The sequence below is a fragment of the Acidiphilium sp. PA genome (assembly GCF_026191915.1).
In the GTDB taxonomy this organism is placed as follows: domain Bacteria; phylum Pseudomonadota; class Alphaproteobacteria; order Acetobacterales; family Acetobacteraceae; genus Acidiphilium.
Genome location: NZ_JAIMBY010000003.1, coordinates 39171 through 60106, shown reverse-complemented (window position 1 = coordinate 60106; position 20936 = coordinate 39171). Strand labels below are relative to the sequence as shown.

Sequence of the window (20936 nt, the reverse complement as noted above, 5' to 3'; positions counted from 1 at the left end):
GCGATGAACATCGCCCTCACCCGCCGCGCCAGCCTGCTCGGCCTCGCCACGATCGCCGCCGCCGGCCGCGCCAAACTCGCCCTCGCCAGTGCCCCGACCGAGCAACGCCTCGTCGTCGTGCTGCTGCGCGGCGCGCTCGATGGCATGGCCGCCGTCGTGCCCTACGGCGATCCCAACCTGCAATCCCTGCGCGCCGCCCTGGTGCCGCCGCAATCCGCCCTGCTCGACCTCGGCGGTTTCTTCGCCTTCCACCCCGCGCTGAAAAACCTGCACGCGCTCTATCAGAAAAACGAAGTCCTGCCGGTCCACGCCATCGCCGGCCCCTACCGCACGCGCAGTCATTTCGAAGCCCAGGACTTCCTGCAGACCGGCATCGATCAGGTCGGCATCACCTCCGGCTGGCTCAACCGCCTGATCGCGGAACTTCCGTCTGGCGGCGTCACCGGCCAAGGCCTCGCGGTCGGTATGGGCATGCCCTTACTGTTGCGCGGCGCCACGCCTGTCGCCTCCTACGCCCCGGCCGGCTTCGCCAAACCCTCACCCGCGCTCTACGCCAATATCGCCGCCCTCAACCGGCCCGATCCGGCATTCGGCCCCGCCATCGCGGAAGGTCTGCGCGCCGCCCGCTTCGATCACGCCACCCTCGATGCTCCATCCATGGATGACGATACCGACCACACCATGGCGCCGCCTCCCCAGGCCCACGGCTTCCCCACCCTTGCGCGCGCCGCTGGCACCTTGCTCGCCGCCCCCGGCGGCCCGCGCATCGCCGCCTTCCAGCTCGAAGGCTGGGATACCCACGGCAACCAGATGAACCTGCTCCACGCCCCGCTCGCCGATCTCGATGCCGGTATCGCAACCCTGCGCACCGCCCTGGGCCCGGCCTGGGCCAGCACCACGATCCTGGTCATGACCGAGTTCGGCCGCACCGCCCGCATCAACGGCACCCACGGTACCGATCATGGTACCGCAACCGTCGCCTTCCTTGCCGGCGGCCGCGTCGCCGGCGGCAAAATCCGCACCACCTGGCCCGGCCTCAACCCCACCAAACTCTTCCAGAACCGCGACCTTGCCCCCACCGCCGACATCCGCAGCCTCGCCAAAGGCGTCATCCAGGCCCAGTTCCACCTCACGCCCGCCGCCCTCGCCCGCGTGTTTCCCAACAGCAGCGACGCGCCCCCCATGGGGGGGCTGTTGCGGGCTTGATGAGTTGAAAAGCAAGTGAGGCGAGGGGCTATCTCTACGGAGCCATTCCAGCGACGGAGGTGGTTTCCCGTGTCATGTGTCGGGCGTCCTATTTTCCCTCCGCTGGCTTTCCACCGGCTTCACCGTTAAAACCTTCGCCAGCTCCGCCCATTCCTCGTTTTGTTCGAGCAAAAGCGCTCCGATAAGCCTGACGACGGGGGCTGCGTTGGAGGCGATTCTAACGGCATCGGCGCGGGGTTTGATTTCGCCATTTAACCTGTACAACGCGTCGGCTGAATGGATTTTGGCCCGGTGCCGGGGGGGGGAGTCCATGTCGGCGCGCACATCGGCTTCGGCTTCATCGAATGGGCCGGCGAGTTTGGGCAGCCGCGAACGACTCTGGTCGACGACGTCGCGCCCGTGTTTGCGCGCGCTCGCGAGTGCGGGCGATTTTATCGCTGTTCCGAAGGGCGCACCCGCGTTGGCGAAAAAGACGACTGAGCTGCCCCGCGACAGATTGCGCGATGAAGCCCCCGCGTGGGTGGTGCGCTACGGTAAATATATCTCGGCGCGCTGGCCGGGCGATACGCACATTTTTGCGGCCATGTTCGATCGTGTGCTCGCCGAAGCAAAAAGCGCCAGGTCTGATCCGCAACCGCGCAGTTGATCAAAAGGTCTCTTGAAGGCTGCAAGTCTGTTGCTCAGCCTTGCGGGAGCCAGGGCGTGGCGTCATTCAGGGGATTCCCATGAAAGCGCTGGCGTGATTGCGGGCCGGTCAACCAATGCCCAGGTTGACCCGAGCGCCGCGACGCCCTGCGTGATGAGCAATGGGACCGCATTCGCGATCCGCTGCCGGGCCTGGAGGGCCATGTCGTGTCAGGGCGGCGGCTAATCGCCTGTTCGTGGAACGGCAGCGTTATCGAACTGCCGCACGCCGCCGGCAAAACGGCCCGAAACTTCCCCGCCGCCCTCTACTCGGCCTTTATAGCCATCTGCCTCAATTGACGACACGCCCCAGCGCATGGCGCCGGCATGAACCGATCGGGCAATGACTAATCCGCGTTGGTGAGATTGCTTGCATAGCGAAGCTCGACCCGGCAGTATCGCTTGCGAGCGGTTTTCATCGAGGCCATCGTGAATCCCTCCGTTGTTGAGACCGACTGAATGACAACACACTGAAATCGTTTAACTATCGTTTTCGTTCATGCTCTGACGGAACTTAAAGACTCCGCCTCTGGCGGGGTCAAGGGGCAGAGCCTCTGGTCTTCTTCATCACCCAACCGAGGACTTATCCATGCAAGCGTGTGACCTGACAGCGACCGAAGCGCGGCACCTGATCGGCGGGCGGCGGCTTTCGCCGGTTGAGCTTGTGGACAGTTGCATCGCGCGGATCGAGGCGGTTGATCACGCGGTGAACGCAATGGTCGCGCGCGATTTCGAGCGTGCCCGGTCGGCGGCGATCGCGGCCGCGGCAGCGGTCATGGCGGGCGGAGCGATCGGTCCGCTGCACGGCCTGCCGATCGGCGTAAAGGACCTCGAAGACACCGAAGGGTTGCGCACCACCTACGGCAGCGTAATGTTCCGCGATCATGTGCCGAAGGCGGATCAGCAACTGGTGGCAAATATCCGCCGGGCCGGCGGCATCGTGCTGGGCAAGACTAACACGCCGGAGTTCGGTGCCGGTGCCAATACGCGCAATGCCGTCTATGGCGCGACCGGGAACCCGTTCGATCCGATGAAATCGGCGGCCGGTTCATCCGGTGGATCGGCGGTGGCGCTGGCGACTGGAATGGTGCCGCTCGCGACCGGTTCGGACATGGGCGGCAGCTTGCGCAACCCGGCCTCGTTCTGCGGCATCGTCGGCATGCGGCCTTCGGCGGGGCTGGTGCCGTCCGAAAAACGGCTGCTCGGCTCATCCGCCCTGTCGGTCCTGGGGCCAATGGCGCGTAACGTGCCGGATCTGGCTTTGATGCTCGGCGCAATCACGCATTACGACACGCGTGACATGCTGGCGTTTCCCGACGCAGCGCTGCAACGGCAAGCGGTCGACCTCGGCACGCTGCGCGTTGCGTTCACGCCGGATTTCGGTTTCGCGCCGACTGCAAAGGCGGTCCGCGAGGCCTTCGCTGCCAAGACGGCCCTGCTGGCGCCGCTCTTCGGCGCAGCCGAGGCCGCAACACCCGATTGCGCCGGCGCGGATGAGGCCTTCGCCATTCTACGGGCTGTCAATTTCCTCGCCGGATTCGGTGCGACCTACCACACCAACCCGGATCGGCTGGGGCCGAACGTGCGCACCAATGTCGAGGAGGGCTTGCGCTACAGCGCGACCGATGTCGCGCGGGCAATGGTGATCCAGACCCGGATGTACCAGGCATGGCAACAGTTTTTCGGCCAATACGACGTGTTGATCGCACCCAGCGTAACCATCACGCCACGCCCCTGGAGCGAATTGTTCCCCGCCCAGATCGACGGCGTCGCAACCCAATCCTACTATCACTGGTTGGCCCTGGCCTACGCCGTAACACTGACCGGCCACCCCTCGCTGTCGCTGCCACTGGGGCGCGATGCCGATGGCATGCCGTTCGGCGTACAAATCATCACCGCCCGCCATACCGATGCCAGAACTCTTGCCGTGGCCAGCGCGATTGAAACCTTGTGCGCCGATAACCCAAACCTCGCCCGCCCCACCCCTGACATCGCCAAACTGACCACGGCGCCCGCACTCAGCACCTCCCCAGGCTTTCAAGACGTTGCATGACCCGCTGCGGGGACGAGCGGCTAAGTGCCGGGCGCGGCGGGCACTTCCGTGAGTGGAACCGGCGGCTCTGCTTTGGACCCACCAGAGCACGATGACCTCGATCTGGTTCGATTGGGGGGATTCGGGCGTGGTTTGAACGGTAATTCAAGCTCACTCCTGGATTTCGAAACCCGCACTGGGTGGCGAAGTCCTATTCGATGGACTTACGTGAACGCGTTTTTGGTGCGGCCACCAGCGCGAGATCGGCAGTGTTGCGCCCTCACAAATCGATGGCCGCAAGCCTCGTATATTAACCTGTACGGTGCGCGCCTGACTGATTGCCCAGGCCGCGCCTGACTGTACGCTTCGCGGGCTTGTCACAGAACTGTCCGCCAAATTTGGCGTGAACGTGGACTATGTTAGGCTCTGGCGCTTTGTTCACCAGGAATGGCTTCGCTTTATGCAAAGGTGTTCTGCCGGCGGAGCCGCGCCCTCCAGGGTCGCACGACATCGCGAGCGGTGGCAAAAATATCAAAAGCGGGTTGATCCGGCAGTTTTGATTTTTGTCGATGAGACCTGGGCAAAAACAATATGGCGCCCTCGCCCGGCTGGGTGTGGCCGGGCAGCGTCTGAATGCAAAGGTGCCTTATGGCCACTGTAACACGATGATTTTCAGCGCATCATCATGCTGCGATCGGGTCGATGCGCCGTTCGTTTTCGGACAGCCGATCAACCTTGCTAGTTGCACCATCTGGATCAAACGGCAGCTATGCCCAACGGTCAGGCCGGGCAACATCGTGGTGCAATACATCCAGCCACAAAAAACCCGCCATTAATGGCGTCACTCACGCCAAACGTACCACGCTGCCGGTATTGCCGCCCTATGGCCGCGAGCTCAATCCCATCGACCACGTCTTCGCCGAGCTCTGGCCGGAGACGGTTTATGCCAATAGGGACTTTCTCAACCTTTCCGCCCCTAAACTAAGGCCACTTCACCTCGGGTGGCATGCTCATGAGGATGGCTTCGGTGTTGCCGCCGGTTTTAAGGCCGAAGGTGGTGCCGCGATCGTAGAGGAGGTTGAATTCGACGTAGCGGCCGCGGCGGATGAGTTGGGCTTCGCGTTCTTCGGCGGTCCAGGCCTCGTTCATGCGGCGGCGGATGATGGTGGGGTAGGATTGCAGGAAGGCCAGGCCGACGTCACGCGTGAAGGCGAAATCGGCTTCGGGGTTGGATTCGAGATAGTCGTAGAAAATACCGCCGGCACCGCGGGTTTCGTTGCGGTGGGGAAGGAAGAAGTACTCGTCGCACCATTTTTTGAATTTTGGATAATATTCGGGGTTGTGGGCATCGCAAGCGTGCTGGAAAGCGGCGTGGAAGGTGGCGGCATCGGACCGGGCGGCTTCGGTGCCGGGCTGGAGGGGGGTAAGGTCGCCGCCGCCGCCGAACCAGCCTTTGGAGGTGACGATCATGCGGGTGTTCATGTGGGCGGCGGGCACGCGCGGGCTGTGCATGTGCGAAACCAGGCTGATACCGGCCGCCCAGAAGCGGGGGTCTTCCGCGGCGCCGGGGATGGATTTTGCGAATTCGGGGCTGAAGGTGCCGCCGACGATCGAGATGTTGACACCGACTTTTTCGAATACACGGCCGCGCATGACGCCCATTTCGCCGCCACCTTCGAGGTGGTTTCTGCCGTCGGGCTCGCGCGTCCAGGGCGTGATGGTGAAGCGGCCGGCGGGGCGGTCGGCCAAGGGGCCGGCATAGTCGGCTTCGATCGATTCGAAGGCGGCGCAGATGCGGTTGCGCAGTTCGGCGAACCAGGCCGCGGCGGCGGGTTTGAGGGATTCGTGGGGGATGGCGGGGCGTGCTGCGGTCATGCCTGCCGTTATAGCCGATTCGCGCGGTATTGAAATTTCGGCCGTTTGGGGTCATGCGAGGAGCTATCGCGGCGCAATACAATGGAATGAACGAGGGTATCGATGGCTGAAATCGGCGCGGGCGCGGGTGGGCCTGGACACGGAGCACATTTGGATGAGGAGCGGCGACCGTTTCTGCCGATCCTGTTCGGCGGGCTGGTGCTGGTGGGCGTGTTGGCGCTGGTTTGGGGATTCGCGGCGGCGCTGCGACCGCCGGCCGCAGCGATGAGCGCGGCACCGGTGGCCAAAGGGCCGGCCGCGATGCTGAAAGGGTTGCATTCATGAGTGATGCGCAATCAGGCCTGAGCGGTGCCGCACGGCCGTCGTCGGGATGGCTGGAGACACGATTGCCGGTCACAGCGTGGTATCGCACGCTGTGGCAGGAGCATCAGGTGCCCGACAATCTGCCGTTTGCGTGTTCATTCGGCGCGATGGTGGGCGTGGCGCTGGCGGTGCTGACGCTGAGCGGCATCTGGCTCGGTCTGGCCTATGTGCCGACGCCGGGGGGGGCGGCGTTGTCGATGGTCGAATACGCGCGCAATGTGCCGTTCGGGTGGTTGATGGTCGATCTGCACCGCGATGGCGCAACGATGCTGTTCATCGTCGTGTATTGGACGCTGTTTCACGGGATTTATCACGCGGCATATCGAAACCGCCGCGAACTGGCCTGGGTGATCGAGATCGTGCGCTTCGCCGCGTTCCTGGTGGTCGGGTTCTACGGATTTGCCATGACCGGCGGGCCGGATGCACAGGCGGCAATGCTGGCGATGGCGGCGCATGTCGCGGCTGTCCCGGTGATCGGGGCATCGGCGGCGCAAGATTTTCTGGGCGGCGATGGGCTGAGGGCAACCAGCATCGCGCATATGACAATGGCGCATGTCGCGATCGGGTTTTTGGTGCTGCTGATCGCAGCGCTGGGCTACACCGCCGTGCGGGTCGCACCGCCCCAACCGGGGCGACTGGTGCCGCGCGCTGCCTATGCACCGCAGTTGTTCGGCGCGTTTCTGCTGTTCGCGCTGATCTTCGCGTTGATCGTTACGGTCGATCCAGGTCTGGGTTATCCGGTAGGTCCGATCCTGCCGGACCCGCTGGCAGTGCCGTTGCAAGCCGTACCGCCATGGTATTTGCTGGTGTTTCATGGATTTGCGCGGGCCGGGGTGACGCCCGGTGGCGGCGCGTTTCTGACAATTCTGGCGTTGGTGCTGATGGGCGCCCTGCCCTGGCTCGATCGCGGTGCGGGCGCGGCCGGTGGCGCGCGACCGGTTTATGCCGCGTTCGTCGTGGCACTGGCGCTGGACGTGGCGGTGCTGGCGATCGCTGCGGCGGCGCCCGCGGGCGGCATATGGTCGGTGGTGGTGGATCTGACGACGATTTGGTTTTTCATCCATTTTCTGGTGGTGACGCCGTTGGTGACGATGTTCGAACGGCCGCGTGCGGTAACGACAATGGGGGTCGCGTGATGCGGGCGATCCTGTTGGCGTTGGCGGTGTTGCTGCCGGCGGTGGCGTTTGCGGGTGCGCCGCAGTTCGGCTTCCAGTCCTGGTTCGGCGGGTTCGACAAGGCCGAACTGCAAATCGGGTTTGCCACCTATCAGGCAAATTGCGCGCGTTGCCATAGTTTGAATCTGGTTTCGCCTAATGAATTACAGACGCTGGGACTGACGCCTGCGCAGGTGACCGCGCTTCTGGCCAAGGGCAAGCCGGTTACCAAGCCGGAAGCGGGCGGCGCGGTTGCCGGGGATCTGTCGCTGTACGAAGCCGGGCATCGGCATGGCGCATCGGCGGTGTTCGATTTGATGACCGGCTATCGAACCGCTTTGCCGAACATGACGATGCTGCCGGGACATTATTACAATATCGCCTATCCCGGCGGCCAGATTGCGATGGCACCGTCTTTAAAGCCGGGGTCCGTCATGCTGGCTGATGGCAAGGCGGCGAGCGTGCCGGTGATGGCGCATGACGTCGCGGCGTTTCTCGCCTGGACGGCGGACCCGACGCTCGATGAGCGCAAGGCAACCGGGCTGCGGGCAATTTTATTTCTACTGGTGCTCGGCGTGGTCGGGTTTCTGGTGATGGCGACGAGGATGACGCGATGAGCGATGACGTACGGGCGCCGGTGATCGGGATCATCGGCGGCTCAGGCCTGTATGACATCGAAGGGCTGGCGGATCAGCGCTGGCAGCGGGTTTCGAGCCCCTGGGGCGAGGCTTCGGACGAGCTGCTGTTCGGCACGCTGGAGGGCGTGTCCGTCGTGTTTCTGCCGCGCCATGGGCGGGGGCATAAACTGTCGCCGACCGATCTGAATTACCGCGCGAACATCGACGTGATGAAGCGGGCCGGCGTGACGGACATTCTGTCGCTCTCGGCAGTGGGGAGCCTGAAGGGCGAGTTGCCGCCTGGACATTTCGTGATCGTGGATCAATTTATCGACCGGACCTTCGCGCGGGCCAAGAGTTTTTTCGGCACCGGCTGTGTCGCGCATGTGTCGATGGCGGACCCGGTCTGCCGGCGGCTCGGCGATGCGCTGGAGCGTGCGGCGACTGATTTGGGCCTGCCGGTGACGCGCGGCGGGACCTATCTGGCGATGGAAGGACCGCAGTTTTCGACACGGGCCGAGAGCAATTTGTATCGCAGCTGGGGCTGTTCAGTGATCGGCATGACCAACATGCCGGAGGCGAAGCTCGCACGCGAGGCGGAGATTTGTTATGCGACCGTAGCAATGGTGACCGACTTCGACTGTTGGCACACCGAACACGAGGCGGTGACGGTGGAACAGGTCGTGAAGGTGCTGCTCGGCAATGCCGATAAAGCCCGAGGGTTGGTGCGCGCCGTAGTGCCGGGCCTGGGCGGTGAACGGCATGTGTGCGGGGCCGGATGCGATCACGCGCTCGATTATGCGATCATTACGCCGCCCGCCGCGCGCGATCCCGAGGTGGTTGCCCGATTGGACGCGATAGCCGGCCGGATGCTCGCTTGATTTCGAAACGGTCCTGATCCTGTTTTCCGGTCAAGAACGCTTTCTTGATCTTTATCTGCCCAAGTTTGAGGCAGAAATGGGAAGAACCGCACCCAAACCGGGGATCTGCACCGGCATAAATCTTGCTTTCCAGGGATAGGATCGTTCGAATGCAGGAGCGTCAAAATGGCTGAAGCGGCACCGCTGACAATCGAAAACAAAGGGATCATGCCGGTCACGCCGGCGGAAGCGCACGGGCGGCCCCGGGCATTGTTCGGGCTCTGGATGGCGGCAAACGTCGAATTCGCGACAATCACCACCGGCGCACTCGCAACCGGCGCGTTCGGGCTTTCCGCGACCGATGCGATCATCGCGATCGTGCTGGGCAATGTAATCGGTGCGGTCCTGCTGGCGTCATTTTCAACCCTTGGGGTCGAGTACGGACTGCCGCAGATGATCCAGGGCGCCGCCTGGTTCGGGCGCAAGGGCAATAAACTACCCTCGTTCCTGAATTTTTTTGGCGGTTTTTCATGGTTCGGGGTCAATACGATCATCGGCGGCTACGCGCTGCAATACATGCTCGGTACCGGGCTGATCCTGAACATCCTCGTGCTGTGCGCCGTGCAGGTGGCGATTGCCGCCGTCGGGCATGACCTGATCCATGCGGCAGAGAAATATTTTTTCTATTTGCTGGTCGCCATTTTCATCGTCCTGAGCGTGATCGCGGCGGCACATATTGGACATCTGCCCGCTGCGCAGCCGAAACTGCTCAAGAACGTCGGTGGCACCTCCGGTGCTTTCATCCTGACCACGTCGGTCGTCGCCGCTTATGTGATGGGGTGGATCCCCTACTCGTCGGACTACACCCGTTACCTCCGCCAGCATGGCGATAACGGCGCCACCAAACGTGCCGTGTTCATTAATACATTCTGGGGCACACTGATCTCGTGCATCTGGATGGAGGTGCTCGGCGCCATCATTGGCGCGACCGTCGCCCTTAGCAAGCCGTCCGATCTGTTCACCGCTTGGATGCCACACTGGTTTCATGCACCGCTCATTATCGCGATCGTGATTGGCACGATCAGCGCGAATATCCTGAACATTTACTCCGCCACACTCTCTTCGCTTGCGCTCGGCATCCGGCTGAGACAAAGCCAGGCTGCACTGATGTGCGGGGTCATCGGCACCATTATCTCCGTGCTCGCCGCGACCAATTTCATCAAGAATTACGAGGATTTCCTGTTCTTCCTCGGCTACTGGACTGCACCCTGGATCGTTGTCACGCTGCTCGGCCACTTCGGGCGGCGCCACTCACGGCTCGGCACCATCAGCGCCGGCTTCGTCGCCTGGATCGTCGGCTTCGCCGCGAGCGTGCCCTTCTTTAACCAGTACCCGCTGTTCGTGGGTGCGTTCGCCGCAGCCCACCCGGGTTTCGGCGATATCTCATTCCTGGTTTCGGCCCTGGTCGCAGGCATCGCATATCTGGCCCTGACCACCTCCAACCAAGGCGCGGCCAAATTCGAACACCCCCAGGAAATGATGCGAATTTAGCGCAAGCGGCCGGCATAGACCTCGCATATTGACCGGACGCTGCGCGACCGGGGTTAGAGGCAAAAGGCTCCGCGCACCGCCCAGGGTGCCGCCTGTTCCAATTGGGCTGCCAGACGCAATAAAGTCGCTTCGCCGCCGAACCGGGCAACGAACTGCACCCCCACCGGCAGCCCATCCGATCCTTGGTGCAACGGCATCGACATGGCTGGCACGAACGTCAGATTGGCAAGCTGGGTGAACGGGGTGCGTTCCAGATTTTTGAATGAAAGTTCATCGATAATACCAGATTTCAGCAGCAGACGGCCTGCCCCGAGCCGGTCGATCACGGCAGACAACAGCTGAAGGGGGCGTGGCGTATCGAGCGCACCGATGCGGGCAGGGCCAAGTGCCGTTGTGGGGGTCAGGAACAGATCGTAGGTGGCGTGGAACTCAGCCAGAGCGCGAGCAAATCCGTTCCAATGCGCCCGCAACTCGACGAAAGCACCGGCCGACATTGCCCGGCCGAGCGAAGCGAGCGCCCTGGTATCAGGGTGAAACGATGAGGCTGAACATGAAGTTTCGCGGCAAATCCGCGCGGTCATTGCAGCAACGTGGCCGAAATACAGCCCCATGTAGCAGCGCGCCAGCAAGCCCCCGTCTATCGACGGCTCGGCTTCCTCAACATGATGCCCGAGTGATTCCAGTAGAAGAGCGGTTTTGTGAACGCCCTCGATCATATCCGACTCGACGCGGCCACCCACCGGCGAACGCACGGAAAATCCGATACGCAGCCGGCCGGGATCATGGCCAAGTTCCGCTGCAAAGGGACGCGCCGGCGGGGTAATCACGAACGGATCGCCTGGCTCCGCACCGGCCAGCACATCGAGCATTGCTGCGGAATCGCGCACGGACCGGGTCAGCACATGGGTGCATACCGCGCCCTCCCACCCCTCACCCAGCGCCGGCCCTTCAGAAACCCGGCCGCGTGAAGGTTTGAGGCCGAACAGCCCGCAATAGGCCGCTGGAATCCGGATCGATCCACCACCGTCCGAAGCACCGGCCATCGGCACATAGCCGGCCGCAACCGCCGCGGCCGCCCCGCCGGAGGAACCACCCGGGGTACGATCGAGATCCCAAGGATTGCGCGTGGCCCCATGCAGCATGGTCTCGGTGGTGGCCTTCAGGCCCAATTCGGGCGTCGTGGTCGCGCCGATAATCACGAGGCCCGCGCGCCGACAACGCTCAACGTAAGCGGATGTCGTCTTGGCGACATGATTCTTAAGGGGCAGGGCCCCCATGGTCATGCGTGCGCCGGCGTATTCCTGAAAAATGTCCTTGAGCAGAAACGGCACGCCGGCAAACGGTCCAGCGATCGGCCCGGCAATCTGTTCGCGCCCACGCTCACGCAGATCAACCGCAATGGCGTTGAGGCGTGGTTCCGCCGCATCGATCCGCGCGAGAGTTGCGTCCAGCACTTCCGCCGCCGATAGGCTGCCATCGGCAATCAACGCCGCAAGGCCGGTGGCATCGTAATCCTGCAACGCGACGGCCATGTCGGCGCCTCCTACAGCGACAGTTTGAGCTTCGCCCCCAATTCGCCGATCACCCCACGGCGGAACATGAGCACGCAGGCGATGAAGATCACACCCTGGATCACAGTAACCCAATCGCTGAAGCCTGCCAGGTAATATTGCATCGCGATAATGATCGCAGCGCCGATCAAAGGGCCATAAACCGTGCCGATACCGCCGACCAGCACCATCAGCACCACAATGCCCGACGTCGAATTGCTGACGTCAGACAAGGTCGCGATCCCCATCACCAACGCCTTCATCGCGCCAGCAACCCCGGCCAGCACAGCGGCCAGGATGAAGATGATCCACTTATAGTGCTCGACCTTGTACCCCAGCGAGATCGCGCGATTCTCGTTCTCGCGGATTGCCTTGACCACCTGCCCGAACGGCGAATGGATCACCCGGTGTACGAAGATGAAGCCGATCATGAACACCGCCAACACCAGCCAGTACATCTGCAGGTCATGTCCAAGCGGCAACGCGCCGAACAACCGGCCCCGGTGAATGTTCTGAATGCCGTTTTCCCCCCCGGTAAAGGATGTATCCTGCACCGCGAAAAACTCCACCAACTGCGCGAGCGCAAGGGTCACCATCGCGAAATAGATGGTCTGCCGCCGGATCGATAACCAACCGAACACCACGCCAATCGCGCCACCCACCAAGCCGCCGAGCAGAATTCCCACTTCTGGAGTCAGATGCAGCGTCTGCACACTATAGCCAGCAATATATCCACCCATGCCGAAGTAAGCTGCCTGGCCAAGTGAGAGCAGCCCCGTATAACCCATCAACAAATTGGCACCCATCGCGAATAATGCGAAGCACATTACCTGCATCACGAAAATGGGATAAGCAACGAACGGAGCCACGATCAGGAGCCCCAGCATCACGAAAAACCCGACCGCCTGCGCGCGCGTGAACCCGAACATCATGCCACCCGGCCGAACAGGCCGGCCGGCCTGGCCAGCAGCACGACCGCCATCACCGCAAACACCACGACTGACGATGCCGCCGGATAGAACACTTCGGTGAAGCCTTGGATAATGCCAAGTCCGAACCCGGTCAGGATCGCCCCGCCGATCGAACCCATGCCGCCGATCACCACCACCGCGAACACGGTGTTGATCAGGCTGGTGCCCATGCCCGGATTGACGGAATACAACGGCGCCGCCAGCACCCCCGCCAAACCCGCAAGCGCCACCCCGCCTGCGAAGGTCAATGAGATCAACCGCGGCACATTCACGCCGAACGATTGCACCAAGGCCGGATTTTCAGTTGCGGCGCGCAGCAATGCCCCGAGCGAGGTTTTTTCGATCGTGAACCATACGCCAAAACAAATCACGATCGCCGCGAACACCACGAACGCCCGATAGACCGGCAAATACATGAAGCCCAGATTCAACGTTCCCGACAAGATGTTCGGCCCGCCATATGATACGCCCGAGCTGCCGAAACCATTGGTGAAAATTCCCTCCAACACCAGCGCCAGCCCGAACGTTAACAGCAACCCGTACAGGATATCGAGCTTATAGGTGAAACGGATCAGCGTCCGCTCGATCAGCAACCCGAATGCACCCACCATCAGCGGTGCAATAATCAGGGCAGGCCAAAAACCGATTCCCAAATAATGGAGTAAGCCCCAAGTGACGAACGCGCCGACCATGAACAAGGCGCCATGGGCAAAATTGATCACGTTCAGTAATCCGAAAATGATCGCAAGACCGAGTGACAGCATCGCATAGAACGACCCGTTGATGATCCCCAGTAACAATTGCCCGAACAACAACGGCGCTGGCTTTCCGAGAATCATCATCATGGCACGGGTAACATCCTGTCTGGTAGAGCGAGGGTTGCGCACCTCGTCAGAGAATAAGGCAAAAACTTTCTGCTCGTTCGGTGCAAAATTCGATCTGTCGGATCGACGAAGGATCGCCAATATAAGTTACGATACAATAACGACCCTCCGCCCTCGTCACCTCACGTCTTGATCAACGGGCACCCTTCTGCCGCCATAGGCATGAATGCCTGATCGGCCGGGGTCGTCGCGAGCAAATCATAATAATCCCAAGGCCCCTTGCTTTCGGCCGGTGTTTTCACGCGGAATAGATACGCGTTGCACATGAACCGCCCATCCTCGCGGATCGACGCCTTGCCATAGGCGTCATCATCCGTCGGCATCTTCTTCATCTGTGCCACCACGGCGGCGCCGTTCTTCACGTCGGCCATATTGTTCATCGCCTCGACCGCCTTCATGAAATGCAGCACGCCGGAATAGCAACCGGCCTGACCCATCGAAGGATAGTTATTCGGCGTACGCGGCTTGACCCGTGCCATGAATGCGCGCGTGCGATCGTTCATATCCCAGTAGAAACTTTCAGTCAGCGTCAAGCCCTGCGCGATGTCAAGTCCCATGCCATGCACATCATTGATGAACACCAGCAGACCGGCAATTTTCATTGTCTTGTTGATGCCAAACTGATGCGCCTGCTTCACCAGGTTAACGGTATCCTTGCCTGCACTGGCCAGCCCGAGCACGTCCGCACCCGATGATTGCGCCTGGATCAGGAACGAGGAGAAATCGGTTGTCTGTGGAAACGGAAAATTGACGTTGCCCATCTCCTGGCCGCCCATCTGCTTGACGACCGCCGCCGTCTGGTCGTGCAGCAGATGGCCGAACGCGTAATCGGCCGTGATGAAAAACCACTTCTTGCCACCGCCCTTCACCATTGCGCCACCGGTGGAGTGCGAGAGCATATAGGTATCATACGTCCAGTGCACGGTCTGCGCATTGCAGAATTTACCGGTAATTTCCGAAGACGCCGAATTGGTGTTGATATAAGCCCGGTTTTTGTCATGGGCGACGCCTTCAATCGCGATCCCGATCGCCGAATTCGGCACGTCGATCACCAGATCGACACCTTGATCATAAAACCGCTGGGCCAGCGCCGTGCCAACCGCTGGGCTCTCCTGATGATCTCCTTGCAGTACCGTAACATCGTAGCCTTTGTCCTTGGCGCCGAAATCGGCCAGTGCCTGATGAACGCAAGCAACCGAGGTCGGCCCGCCGATATCACGATAGGGCCCGGAAAAATCACTGATCACTGCAATCTTGAGTGATTTGCTGGCCGCGCGGGCGCGGCCAAACGGCAGAGCGGCGGCCGCAACGCCGGTTGCGGCAGTGCCGAGCAGGGTACGTCTGGAAATCGTCATGAAAGTTCCTCCGGTTATGGTCAGATGCCGAGGCGGCGATGCAGCCCCTCCGCGCGCGCAGCGAGTTCGTGATTGGGGATCATATCCACCACCTGCCCGTGCTCGACCAGGTAGTGGCGATCCGCCAGTTTGGATGCGAAACGAAAATTCTGTTCGACCAGCAACACAGTAAACCCGCGCCGCTTTATTTCGAGGATCATCTCGCCGATCTGTTGCACGATTACCGGGGCCAGCCCCTCGGTCGGTTCATCGAGCAGCAGCAGCTTTGCTCCCGTCCGCAGAATGCGTGCTATCGCGAGCATCTGCTGCTCCCCACCCGATAATTTTGTACCAGGACTTTTGGCCCGTTCGGCAAGATTGGGAAACAGCGCGTGAATATCAGCGACACTCATGCCACCAGGCGCAACTACCGGTGGCAGCATCAAATTCTCCGACACACTCAATCCGGCGAAAATCCCGCGATCTTCAGGGCAAAACCCTATGCCCGCCCGACCGACGATATCGGGTCGCGCAGCGATCAGCTCGGCGCCCCGAAACCGGACGCTGCCGGTTCGTTTTTGAATCAGCCCCATGATCGATTTAAGCGTGGTCGATTTACCGGCACCGTTACGGCCCAACAAGGTTACGCATTCACCCTCGCGCACCTCGAAATCCATGCCATGGAGCACATGGCTCTCATCGTACCAGGCGTTCAGCCCGCGGACCTCAAGCATCGGCGTGATCCGACCCCAGATATGCGGTCACCACCGCCTCGTTGGCCGACACGCTTGCGTAGTCGCCCTCCGCCAGAACACGTCCACGGGCCAGTACCGTAATCCGGTCCGACAATCCGGACACGACGGATAAATTATGTTCCACCATCAAAATCGTTCGTCCGCCGCGAATTTGCCGGATCAGCTCAACAATCCGCGCAACATCCGATTCGGTCATGCCCGCAGTCGGTTCATCGAGCAGCATCAGCCGCGGGTCCAATGCCAGAGTCGTTGCAATTTCCAGTGCACGCTTTCGGCCATATGAAAGCTCCGCTGCCGGAACATCGACACTGTCCGATAGACCGACATCGTGAAGCAACGCATGGGCCCGGTCGTTATATCGCGTCAGGACGCGCTCACCACGCCAGAAATCAAAATTGCCGCCGCGCGCCCGGGCCAACGCGATCCGGACATTTTCAAGTGCCGTCATATGACCGAACACCGCGGATATCTGAAAGCTCCGCACCATACCCCGCCGCGCCACCGCCGCAGGCGAAAGCGAGGTGATATCCTCACCTTCAAAACTGATGCTCCCGGAGCTCGGCGCCAGAAATTTCGACAAGAGATTGAAGCACGTCGTCTTGCCGGCCCCGTTTGGACCAATCAGGGCATGAATACTGTCTTTTTCGATGGAAAGATCGACATCCTGGACGGCCATGAAGCCGCGAAAACCTTTGGATAAACCACGCGCCTGCAGGATGTACTCGCTCATTTCCCCAATCCGGCGCAACACATGACAGCGCCATAATTTATTGTTCATGAATGTGACATACCGAGAGATGTGGCGCAATCCCTGGACCCCACCTTTCAAAGGATCACGCCAGTATCCGATACCAGTTTGACCGAATATGGCGCACCTGCGCTGTCCAGGGACGGACCGCATACGGCAAACTCATATAAGTACGGCAACGATACAATTCATCTCTGAGGCAAACCTTTGCCGAAGCCTGCCTCAGGTGCGCCCCGTCAAACCTTGAGGATCAGCTTGCCAAAATTCCCGCCGGTGAAAAGCTTCTGCAAGGTTTCCGGGAAGGTCTCAATCCCGTCGACGATATCCTCGCGGCTTTTCAGCCGGCCTTCCTTCATCCACCCCGCCATCGCGCGCACACCTTCCGGGTACCGGTCGGCATAGTCAAATACAATCATACCTTGCATCCGGGCCCGATTGACCAACAACGCCAAGTAGTTCGATGGCCCTTTCACCGGTGTCGTATTGTTATATTGCGAAATCGCGCCGCAGATCACGATCCGCGCGCGCAGATTGATCTGCGCCAGGCAGTCGTCAAGAATCTGGCCACCGACATTGTCGAAATACACATCGATGCCCTTGGGACAAAACTCTCTCAGCTTGGCGGCCACGCTATCCAATTTGTAATCGATCGCAGCATCAAATCCCAGATCATCGACAATATACCGGCATTTCTCCGCGCCACCGGCAATCCCGACCACCCGGCACCCGTGAATTTTCGCGATCTGCCCCACCAGCGCACCAACCGCGCCAGCCGCACCTGACACCACAACCGTCTCGCCGGATTTAGGCTCCCCGACCACCAGCAGTCCGAAATACGCGGTCATGCCCGGCATGCCCAGTGCGGAGATGAACAAAGGCTTGGGCGCAAGACTTGGATCGACCTTGACGCAGTCCTTGGCCGCCAGCGTCGCAACCGTCTGTATACCCAGCGCTCCGGTCACCACATCACCGGGCATGAAGCCATCAGCCTTGCTCTCGATGATGGTGCCAACACCACCGGCTCGCATCACGTCGCCCAACTTGACTGGCGCAATGTAGGATTTGCCTTCGTTCATCCATCCGCGCATCGCCGGATCGAGCGACAGATATTCGACCCCGACCATGATTTCGCCAGCCTCGGGTGCGCGCGCAGGCTCGGTGCGGAACTCGAAATCCTCGCGCTTGACGTGCCCGACCGGACGACGGATCAGGCGAAACTGTCGGTTTTCTGGTTGGCTCATGGCATTGCTCCTCGTTTGACCGACACGGTAGGGGTTGCAGCCGCAAGGAGCAAGCCGCCGCTGTCGCCGATCAGATTTCGTTGCAGCACCCGCGCCATAGGTCTTGAACTCAATCATGAATTCGCAGATTGAAGGTCTGTCGATCTCAGGGGAACTTAGCCATGCCTGCCAACGCCAAAATTCTTATCGAATCATACTATGCTGCGTTCAATGCGGGCCAGCCCCAGGCGATGCTCGATTTGCTCAGCAGGGACGTCGTCCACGACATCAATCAGGGCAAGCGCGAAATCGGCAAGGACGCCTTCGCGGCCTTTCTCGATCACATGAATATTTCGTATCGGGAGCGGTTGACCGATATTGTGGTGATGACCGCCGCCGATGGGACGCGCGCCGCTGCCGAATTTATCGTGCATGGCGCATATCTGCGCACCGATCCTGGCCTGCCCGTAGCCCACGGCCAGAAATACGTGCTCCCCGCCGGCGCCTTTTTCGAAATCCGGGACGGGCTGATCACACGCGTGACCAACTATTACAATCTCGAGGACTGGCTCAATCAAGTCGGCGCCAAATGAACTCTCCGGTGTTGACCACAGCACGACTATGCTTGATACCCGTTACGCTTGACGACGCTGATTTCATTCAGTCCGAGTTTCCCCACTGGGACATCGTGAAATTCATGAATGCCCGCGTGCCCTGGCCCTACCCAGCTGACGGGGCACGGCTGTTTCTGCATGATCTTCTACTGCCGCAGATTGCCCGCGGCGAGGCCTATGCGTGGAGTATCCGGCTGCGCACCGCACCTGACAGCAGGGTCGGCTTGATCAACCTTCGGATCGGTTCGACCGAAAACCGCGGCTTCTGGATCGCGCGCGCCCATCAGGGCCAGGGGTTCGCGAGCGAAGCGGCACATGCCGTCACCGAATTTTATTTCAACACGCTCGATCAACCCGTTTTGCGCGTCTCCAAGGCGGTCGCTAACCTCGCGTCATCCCGTCTGTCGGCACGCCAGGGCATGCGCATGATCGGCAGGGGCGAGACGGATTACGTCTCCGGCCGCCACCCATCCGAAACCTGGGCGATCACGCGGGACGAGTGGCGCGCGCGAAACTCGTCATGAATTTGTAAATATCCAATCCTTGTCATCAGAGTTTCATTAGGTGAGACGCGGTCGGATCGCGTAACGAGCGCGCATGACAGCAGCAGCCGCGATCACACGCTATCGCAGCGTGTTCATCTCCGACACTCATCTCGGCACGCGGGGCTGCCGGGCTGATTTTCTGGCCGATTTTCTGCGGCGGAACACAGCCGATCACATTTACCTGGTCGGCGACATCATTGATGGCTGGCGCCTCAAGCGCGGCTGGTATTGGGACAGTCATCACGACGACGTCCTGACATCCATTCTCCGCCACGCCAGGAACGGATCGAAAATCATTTACGTGCCAGGCAATCACGACGAAGTGGTGCGCCGCTTCCTGCCGCTGGGGCTGGAAATGGCAGGCGTCACCTTCCAGGCCGAGGCCGAACATACCACCGCGGCCGGCCAGCGGCTTTTGATTACCCATGGCGACCAGTTCGACTCGGTCGTCTGCTACGCCAAAACCCTCGCGCTGCTCGGCGACTGGGCCTACACCGCCGCTCTGGTGCTGAACCGTTACTTCAACATGGCCCGATCCTACCTGGGCTACCCGTATTGGTCGCTGTCGGCCTATCTCAAGCGGCAGGTCAAGGAAGCCGTGAAGGCGATCGATCGGTTCGAGACCGCGCTCGCGGCCGATGCCCGGGGCCGTGGCTTCGATGGCGTGGTGTGCGGCCACATCCACCACCCTGAAATGCGCATGGTGGATGGCGTACTGTACATCAACGATGGCGATTGGGTGGAAAGCTGCACCGCTCTGGTCGAACATTGGGATGGGCGGCTGGAACTGCTCGACTGGGCAGTGTTGAACCGACTATCGTTCCTCGCTCCGCGCAAAGCCATGCCCGTGCAAGGCGCGTTGGATGCAGCGCCTGCCTGAGCCGTCCCGCATCCTGATCGTCACGGATGCATGGCACAGCCAGGTCAACGGCGTGGTGCGGACGTTGTCGATGCTGACGACGCAGCTTGAGCGCCTCGGCCAACGCGTGCTGGTGGTCGGGCCGGATCGCTTCCATACGCTGCCGTGTCCCAGCTACCCCGAAGTCCGATTGTCGCTATTTCCGCGCCGGCGCATGGCGCGCCTGTTCGATGAGTTCCAGCCCGATGCCCTGCATATCGCAACCGAAGGCCCGCTCGGCATCGCGGCGTCGCGCCTGGCCCGAAGGCTCGGTTGGCAATTCACCACGGCATATCATACGCGCTTCCCCGATTATCTGGCCGCCCGCACTGCATTGCCCCATCGCATTGCCTATGCCTGGCTGCGCCGCTTTCACGATCGTGGCTCGGGAACCATGGTCGCAACACGATCGCTGGCGGCGGAATTGCGCGGGCATGGGTTCGCCAACACCTTGTTATGGTCGCGCGGCGTCGATGCCGCCCTGTTCAACCCAGACCGCGCCACGGCCCTGCCATACCCCGGCCCGATCTTTCTATCGGTCGGACGTTTGGCGGTTGAAAAGAACCTGACGGCGTTTCTGGATCTCGATCTGCCGGGCACCAAACTGATCGTCGGCGATGGGCCGGAACGCAAACGGCTGGAACAGCGCTACGCCGGCGAACGCACGCTGTTTCTCGGCACCCGCCAGGGCCGCGAGCTTGCCACCCTGTTCGCGAGCGCGGATGTCTTCGTATTTCCCAGCCGTACCGACACATTCGGGCTGGTCGTGCTCGAATCGCTCGCCGCGGGTACGCCGGTGGCGGCCTTTCCGGTCTGCGGTCCAAGGGACATTTTTGGCGGCGCGTTCCCCCGCGTCGGCATACTCGACGATGATCTGCGCGCGGCCGCGATGGCCGCTCTGAAGATCGATCGGCAGGATTGCCGCCGGTTCGCCGAGCAATTCTCATGGGAGGCCTGCGCCACCCTATTTATAAAAAATCTGGTCCCGATCGGGCCGAACTGACGCCCCCGGGCGCCAAAGCTCCCGGGGAACACCAGGTATTCAACTCCGCAGTGTCGCTGTGACTGCGTTAGC

The 20936-nt window shown here is 61.3% G+C and carries 22 protein-coding genes; 13 read left to right on the top strand and 9 right to left on the bottom strand.

The genetic code is table 11. The features are described 5' to 3' along the window. Positions 1-9: 9 nt before the first annotated feature. The gene (locus AruPA_RS06440; RefSeq protein WP_265636036.1) at positions 10-1206 is read left to right on the top strand and encodes a DUF1501 domain-containing protein; all 1197 of its coding nucleotides are present in this window, start codon (positions 10-12) and stop codon (positions 1204-1206) included. 72 nt (positions 1207-1278) lie between these two features. On the opposite strand, the gene AruPA_RS21780 is transcribed toward AruPA_RS06440, so the two are convergent. After that, positions 1279-1641 carry a transposase gene (locus AruPA_RS21780; RefSeq protein WP_408858583.1) on the bottom strand — a complete coding sequence of 121 codons (363 nt, stop codon included), beginning with the start codon at positions 1639-1641 and terminating at the stop codon, positions 1279-1281. A gap of 61 nt (positions 1642-1702) precedes the next feature. Here AruPA_RS21780 and AruPA_RS06430 point away from each other — a divergent pair, with 61 nt between their 5' ends. From AruPA_RS06430 to AruPA_RS06420, 3 genes are all read left to right on the top strand, one after another. Continuing rightward, positions 1703-1852, top strand: coding sequence for a hypothetical protein (locus AruPA_RS06430; RefSeq protein WP_265635823.1), 150 nt, complete (start codon positions 1703-1705; stop codon positions 1850-1852). A 627-nt stretch (positions 1853-2479) separates the two neighbouring features. Then, a complete protein-coding gene (locus tag AruPA_RS06425; protein WP_265635822.1) occupies positions 2480-3943 on the top strand; it encodes an amidase in 1464 nt (487 codons plus the stop codon). Between the two features lie 548 nt (positions 3944-4491). Continuing rightward, a complete protein-coding gene (locus tag AruPA_RS06420) occupies positions 4492-4758 on the top strand; it encodes a hypothetical protein (RefSeq protein WP_265635821.1) in 267 nt (88 codons plus the stop codon). A gap of 145 nt (positions 4759-4903) precedes the next feature. On the opposite strand, the gene hemF is transcribed toward AruPA_RS06420, so the two are convergent. Continuing rightward, positions 4904-5797 (bottom strand): oxygen-dependent coproporphyrinogen oxidase, encoded by an 894-nt coding sequence (gene hemF, locus AruPA_RS06415; RefSeq protein ID WP_265635820.1) that lies wholly within the window; start codon positions 5795-5797, stop codon positions 4904-4906. A 102-nt stretch (positions 5798-5899) separates the two neighbouring features. On the opposite strand from hemF, the gene AruPA_RS06410 reads away from it, so the two are divergent. The 5 genes from AruPA_RS06410 (at position 5900) to AruPA_RS06390 (ending at position 10342) form a co-directional block, all read left to right on the top strand. Beyond that, on the top strand, positions 5900-6121 hold the full coding sequence (locus tag AruPA_RS06410) for a hypothetical protein (protein ID WP_265635819.1): 222 nt from the start codon (positions 5900-5902) through the stop codon (positions 6119-6121). Further along, positions 6118-7296, top strand: coding sequence for a cytochrome b N-terminal domain-containing protein (locus AruPA_RS06405; protein WP_265635818.1), 1179 nt, complete (start codon positions 6118-6120; stop codon positions 7294-7296). The genes AruPA_RS06410 and AruPA_RS06405 overlap by 4 nt, the downstream gene beginning before the upstream one ends. Continuing rightward, positions 7296-7931: a cytochrome c1 gene (locus AruPA_RS06400; protein WP_265636035.1), complete on the top strand. Its 636-nt coding sequence runs from the start codon at positions 7296-7298 to the stop codon at positions 7929-7931. Before AruPA_RS06405 ends, AruPA_RS06400 begins: the two co-directional genes overlap by 1 nt. Further along, entirely contained in the window at positions 7928-8812 is an 885-nt protein-coding gene (locus tag AruPA_RS06395) for an S-methyl-5'-thioadenosine phosphorylase (protein WP_265635817.1), read from the top strand. Before AruPA_RS06400 ends, AruPA_RS06395 begins: the two co-directional genes overlap by 4 nt. Before the next feature lie 165 nt (positions 8813-8977). After that, positions 8978-10342, top strand: a complete 1365-nt coding sequence (locus AruPA_RS06390) for a cytosine permease (RefSeq protein WP_265635816.1) — start codon at positions 8978-8980, stop codon at positions 10340-10342. Positions 10343-10395: 53 nt separating this feature from the next. Here the strand turns inward: AruPA_RS06390 and AruPA_RS06385 are convergent, their stop codons facing one another. The 7 genes from AruPA_RS06385 to AruPA_RS06355 form a co-directional block, all read right to left on the bottom strand. Further along, complete coding sequence (locus AruPA_RS06385) at positions 10396-11874, bottom strand: amidase (RefSeq protein ID WP_265635815.1); 1479 nt, start codon at positions 11872-11874, stop codon at positions 10396-10398. Between the two features lie 11 nt (positions 11875-11885). Beyond that, positions 11886-12821 carry a branched-chain amino acid ABC transporter permease gene (locus AruPA_RS06380; RefSeq protein ID WP_265636034.1) on the bottom strand — a complete coding sequence of 312 codons (936 nt, stop codon included), beginning with the start codon at positions 12819-12821 and terminating at the stop codon, positions 11886-11888. Then, a complete protein-coding gene (locus tag AruPA_RS06375) occupies positions 12821-13708 on the bottom strand; it encodes a branched-chain amino acid ABC transporter permease (protein WP_265635814.1) in 888 nt (295 codons plus the stop codon). Before AruPA_RS06375 ends, AruPA_RS06380 begins: the two co-directional genes overlap by 1 nt. 161 nt (positions 13709-13869) lie before the next feature. Then, on the bottom strand, positions 13870-15102 hold the full coding sequence (locus AruPA_RS06370; protein ID WP_265635813.1) for an ABC transporter substrate-binding protein: 1233 nt from the start codon (positions 15100-15102) through the stop codon (positions 13870-13872). A 20-nt stretch (positions 15103-15122) separates the two neighbouring features. Then, positions 15123-15815 carry an ABC transporter ATP-binding protein gene (locus AruPA_RS06365; protein WP_265635812.1) on the bottom strand — a complete coding sequence of 231 codons (693 nt, stop codon included), beginning with the start codon at positions 15813-15815 and terminating at the stop codon, positions 15123-15125. Continuing rightward, positions 15808-16566 carry an ABC transporter ATP-binding protein gene (locus tag AruPA_RS06360; RefSeq protein WP_265635811.1) on the bottom strand — a complete coding sequence of 253 codons (759 nt, stop codon included), beginning with the start codon at positions 16564-16566 and terminating at the stop codon, positions 15808-15810. The genes AruPA_RS06365 and AruPA_RS06360 overlap by 8 nt, the downstream gene beginning before the upstream one ends. Before the next feature lie 254 nt (positions 16567-16820). Next, entirely contained in the window at positions 16821-17942 is a 1122-nt protein-coding gene (locus AruPA_RS06355; RefSeq protein ID WP_265635810.1) for an NADP-dependent oxidoreductase, read from the bottom strand. A gap of 44 nt (positions 17943-17986) precedes the next feature. On the opposite strand from AruPA_RS06355, the gene AruPA_RS06350 reads away from it, so the two are divergent. The 4 genes from AruPA_RS06350 (at position 17987) to AruPA_RS06335 (ending at position 20864) form a co-directional block, all read left to right on the top strand. After that, complete coding sequence (locus AruPA_RS06350; protein WP_265635809.1) at positions 17987-18397, top strand: ketosteroid isomerase-related protein; 411 nt, start codon at positions 17987-17989, stop codon at positions 18395-18397. A 32-nt stretch (positions 18398-18429) separates the two neighbouring features. Then, positions 18430-18942 carry a GNAT family N-acetyltransferase gene (locus AruPA_RS06345; protein WP_265635808.1) on the top strand — a complete coding sequence of 171 codons (513 nt, stop codon included), beginning with the start codon at positions 18430-18432 and terminating at the stop codon, positions 18940-18942. A gap of 73 nt (positions 18943-19015) precedes the next feature. After that, positions 19016-19843: a UDP-2,3-diacylglucosamine diphosphatase gene (locus AruPA_RS06340; RefSeq protein WP_265635807.1), complete on the top strand. Its 828-nt coding sequence runs from the start codon at positions 19016-19018 to the stop codon at positions 19841-19843. Beyond that, positions 19827-20864: a glycosyltransferase family 1 protein gene (locus AruPA_RS06335; RefSeq protein WP_265635806.1), complete on the top strand. Its 1038-nt coding sequence runs from the start codon at positions 19827-19829 to the stop codon at positions 20862-20864. The genes AruPA_RS06340 and AruPA_RS06335 overlap by 17 nt, the downstream gene beginning before the upstream one ends. Positions 20865-20936 lie beyond the last annotated feature (72 nt).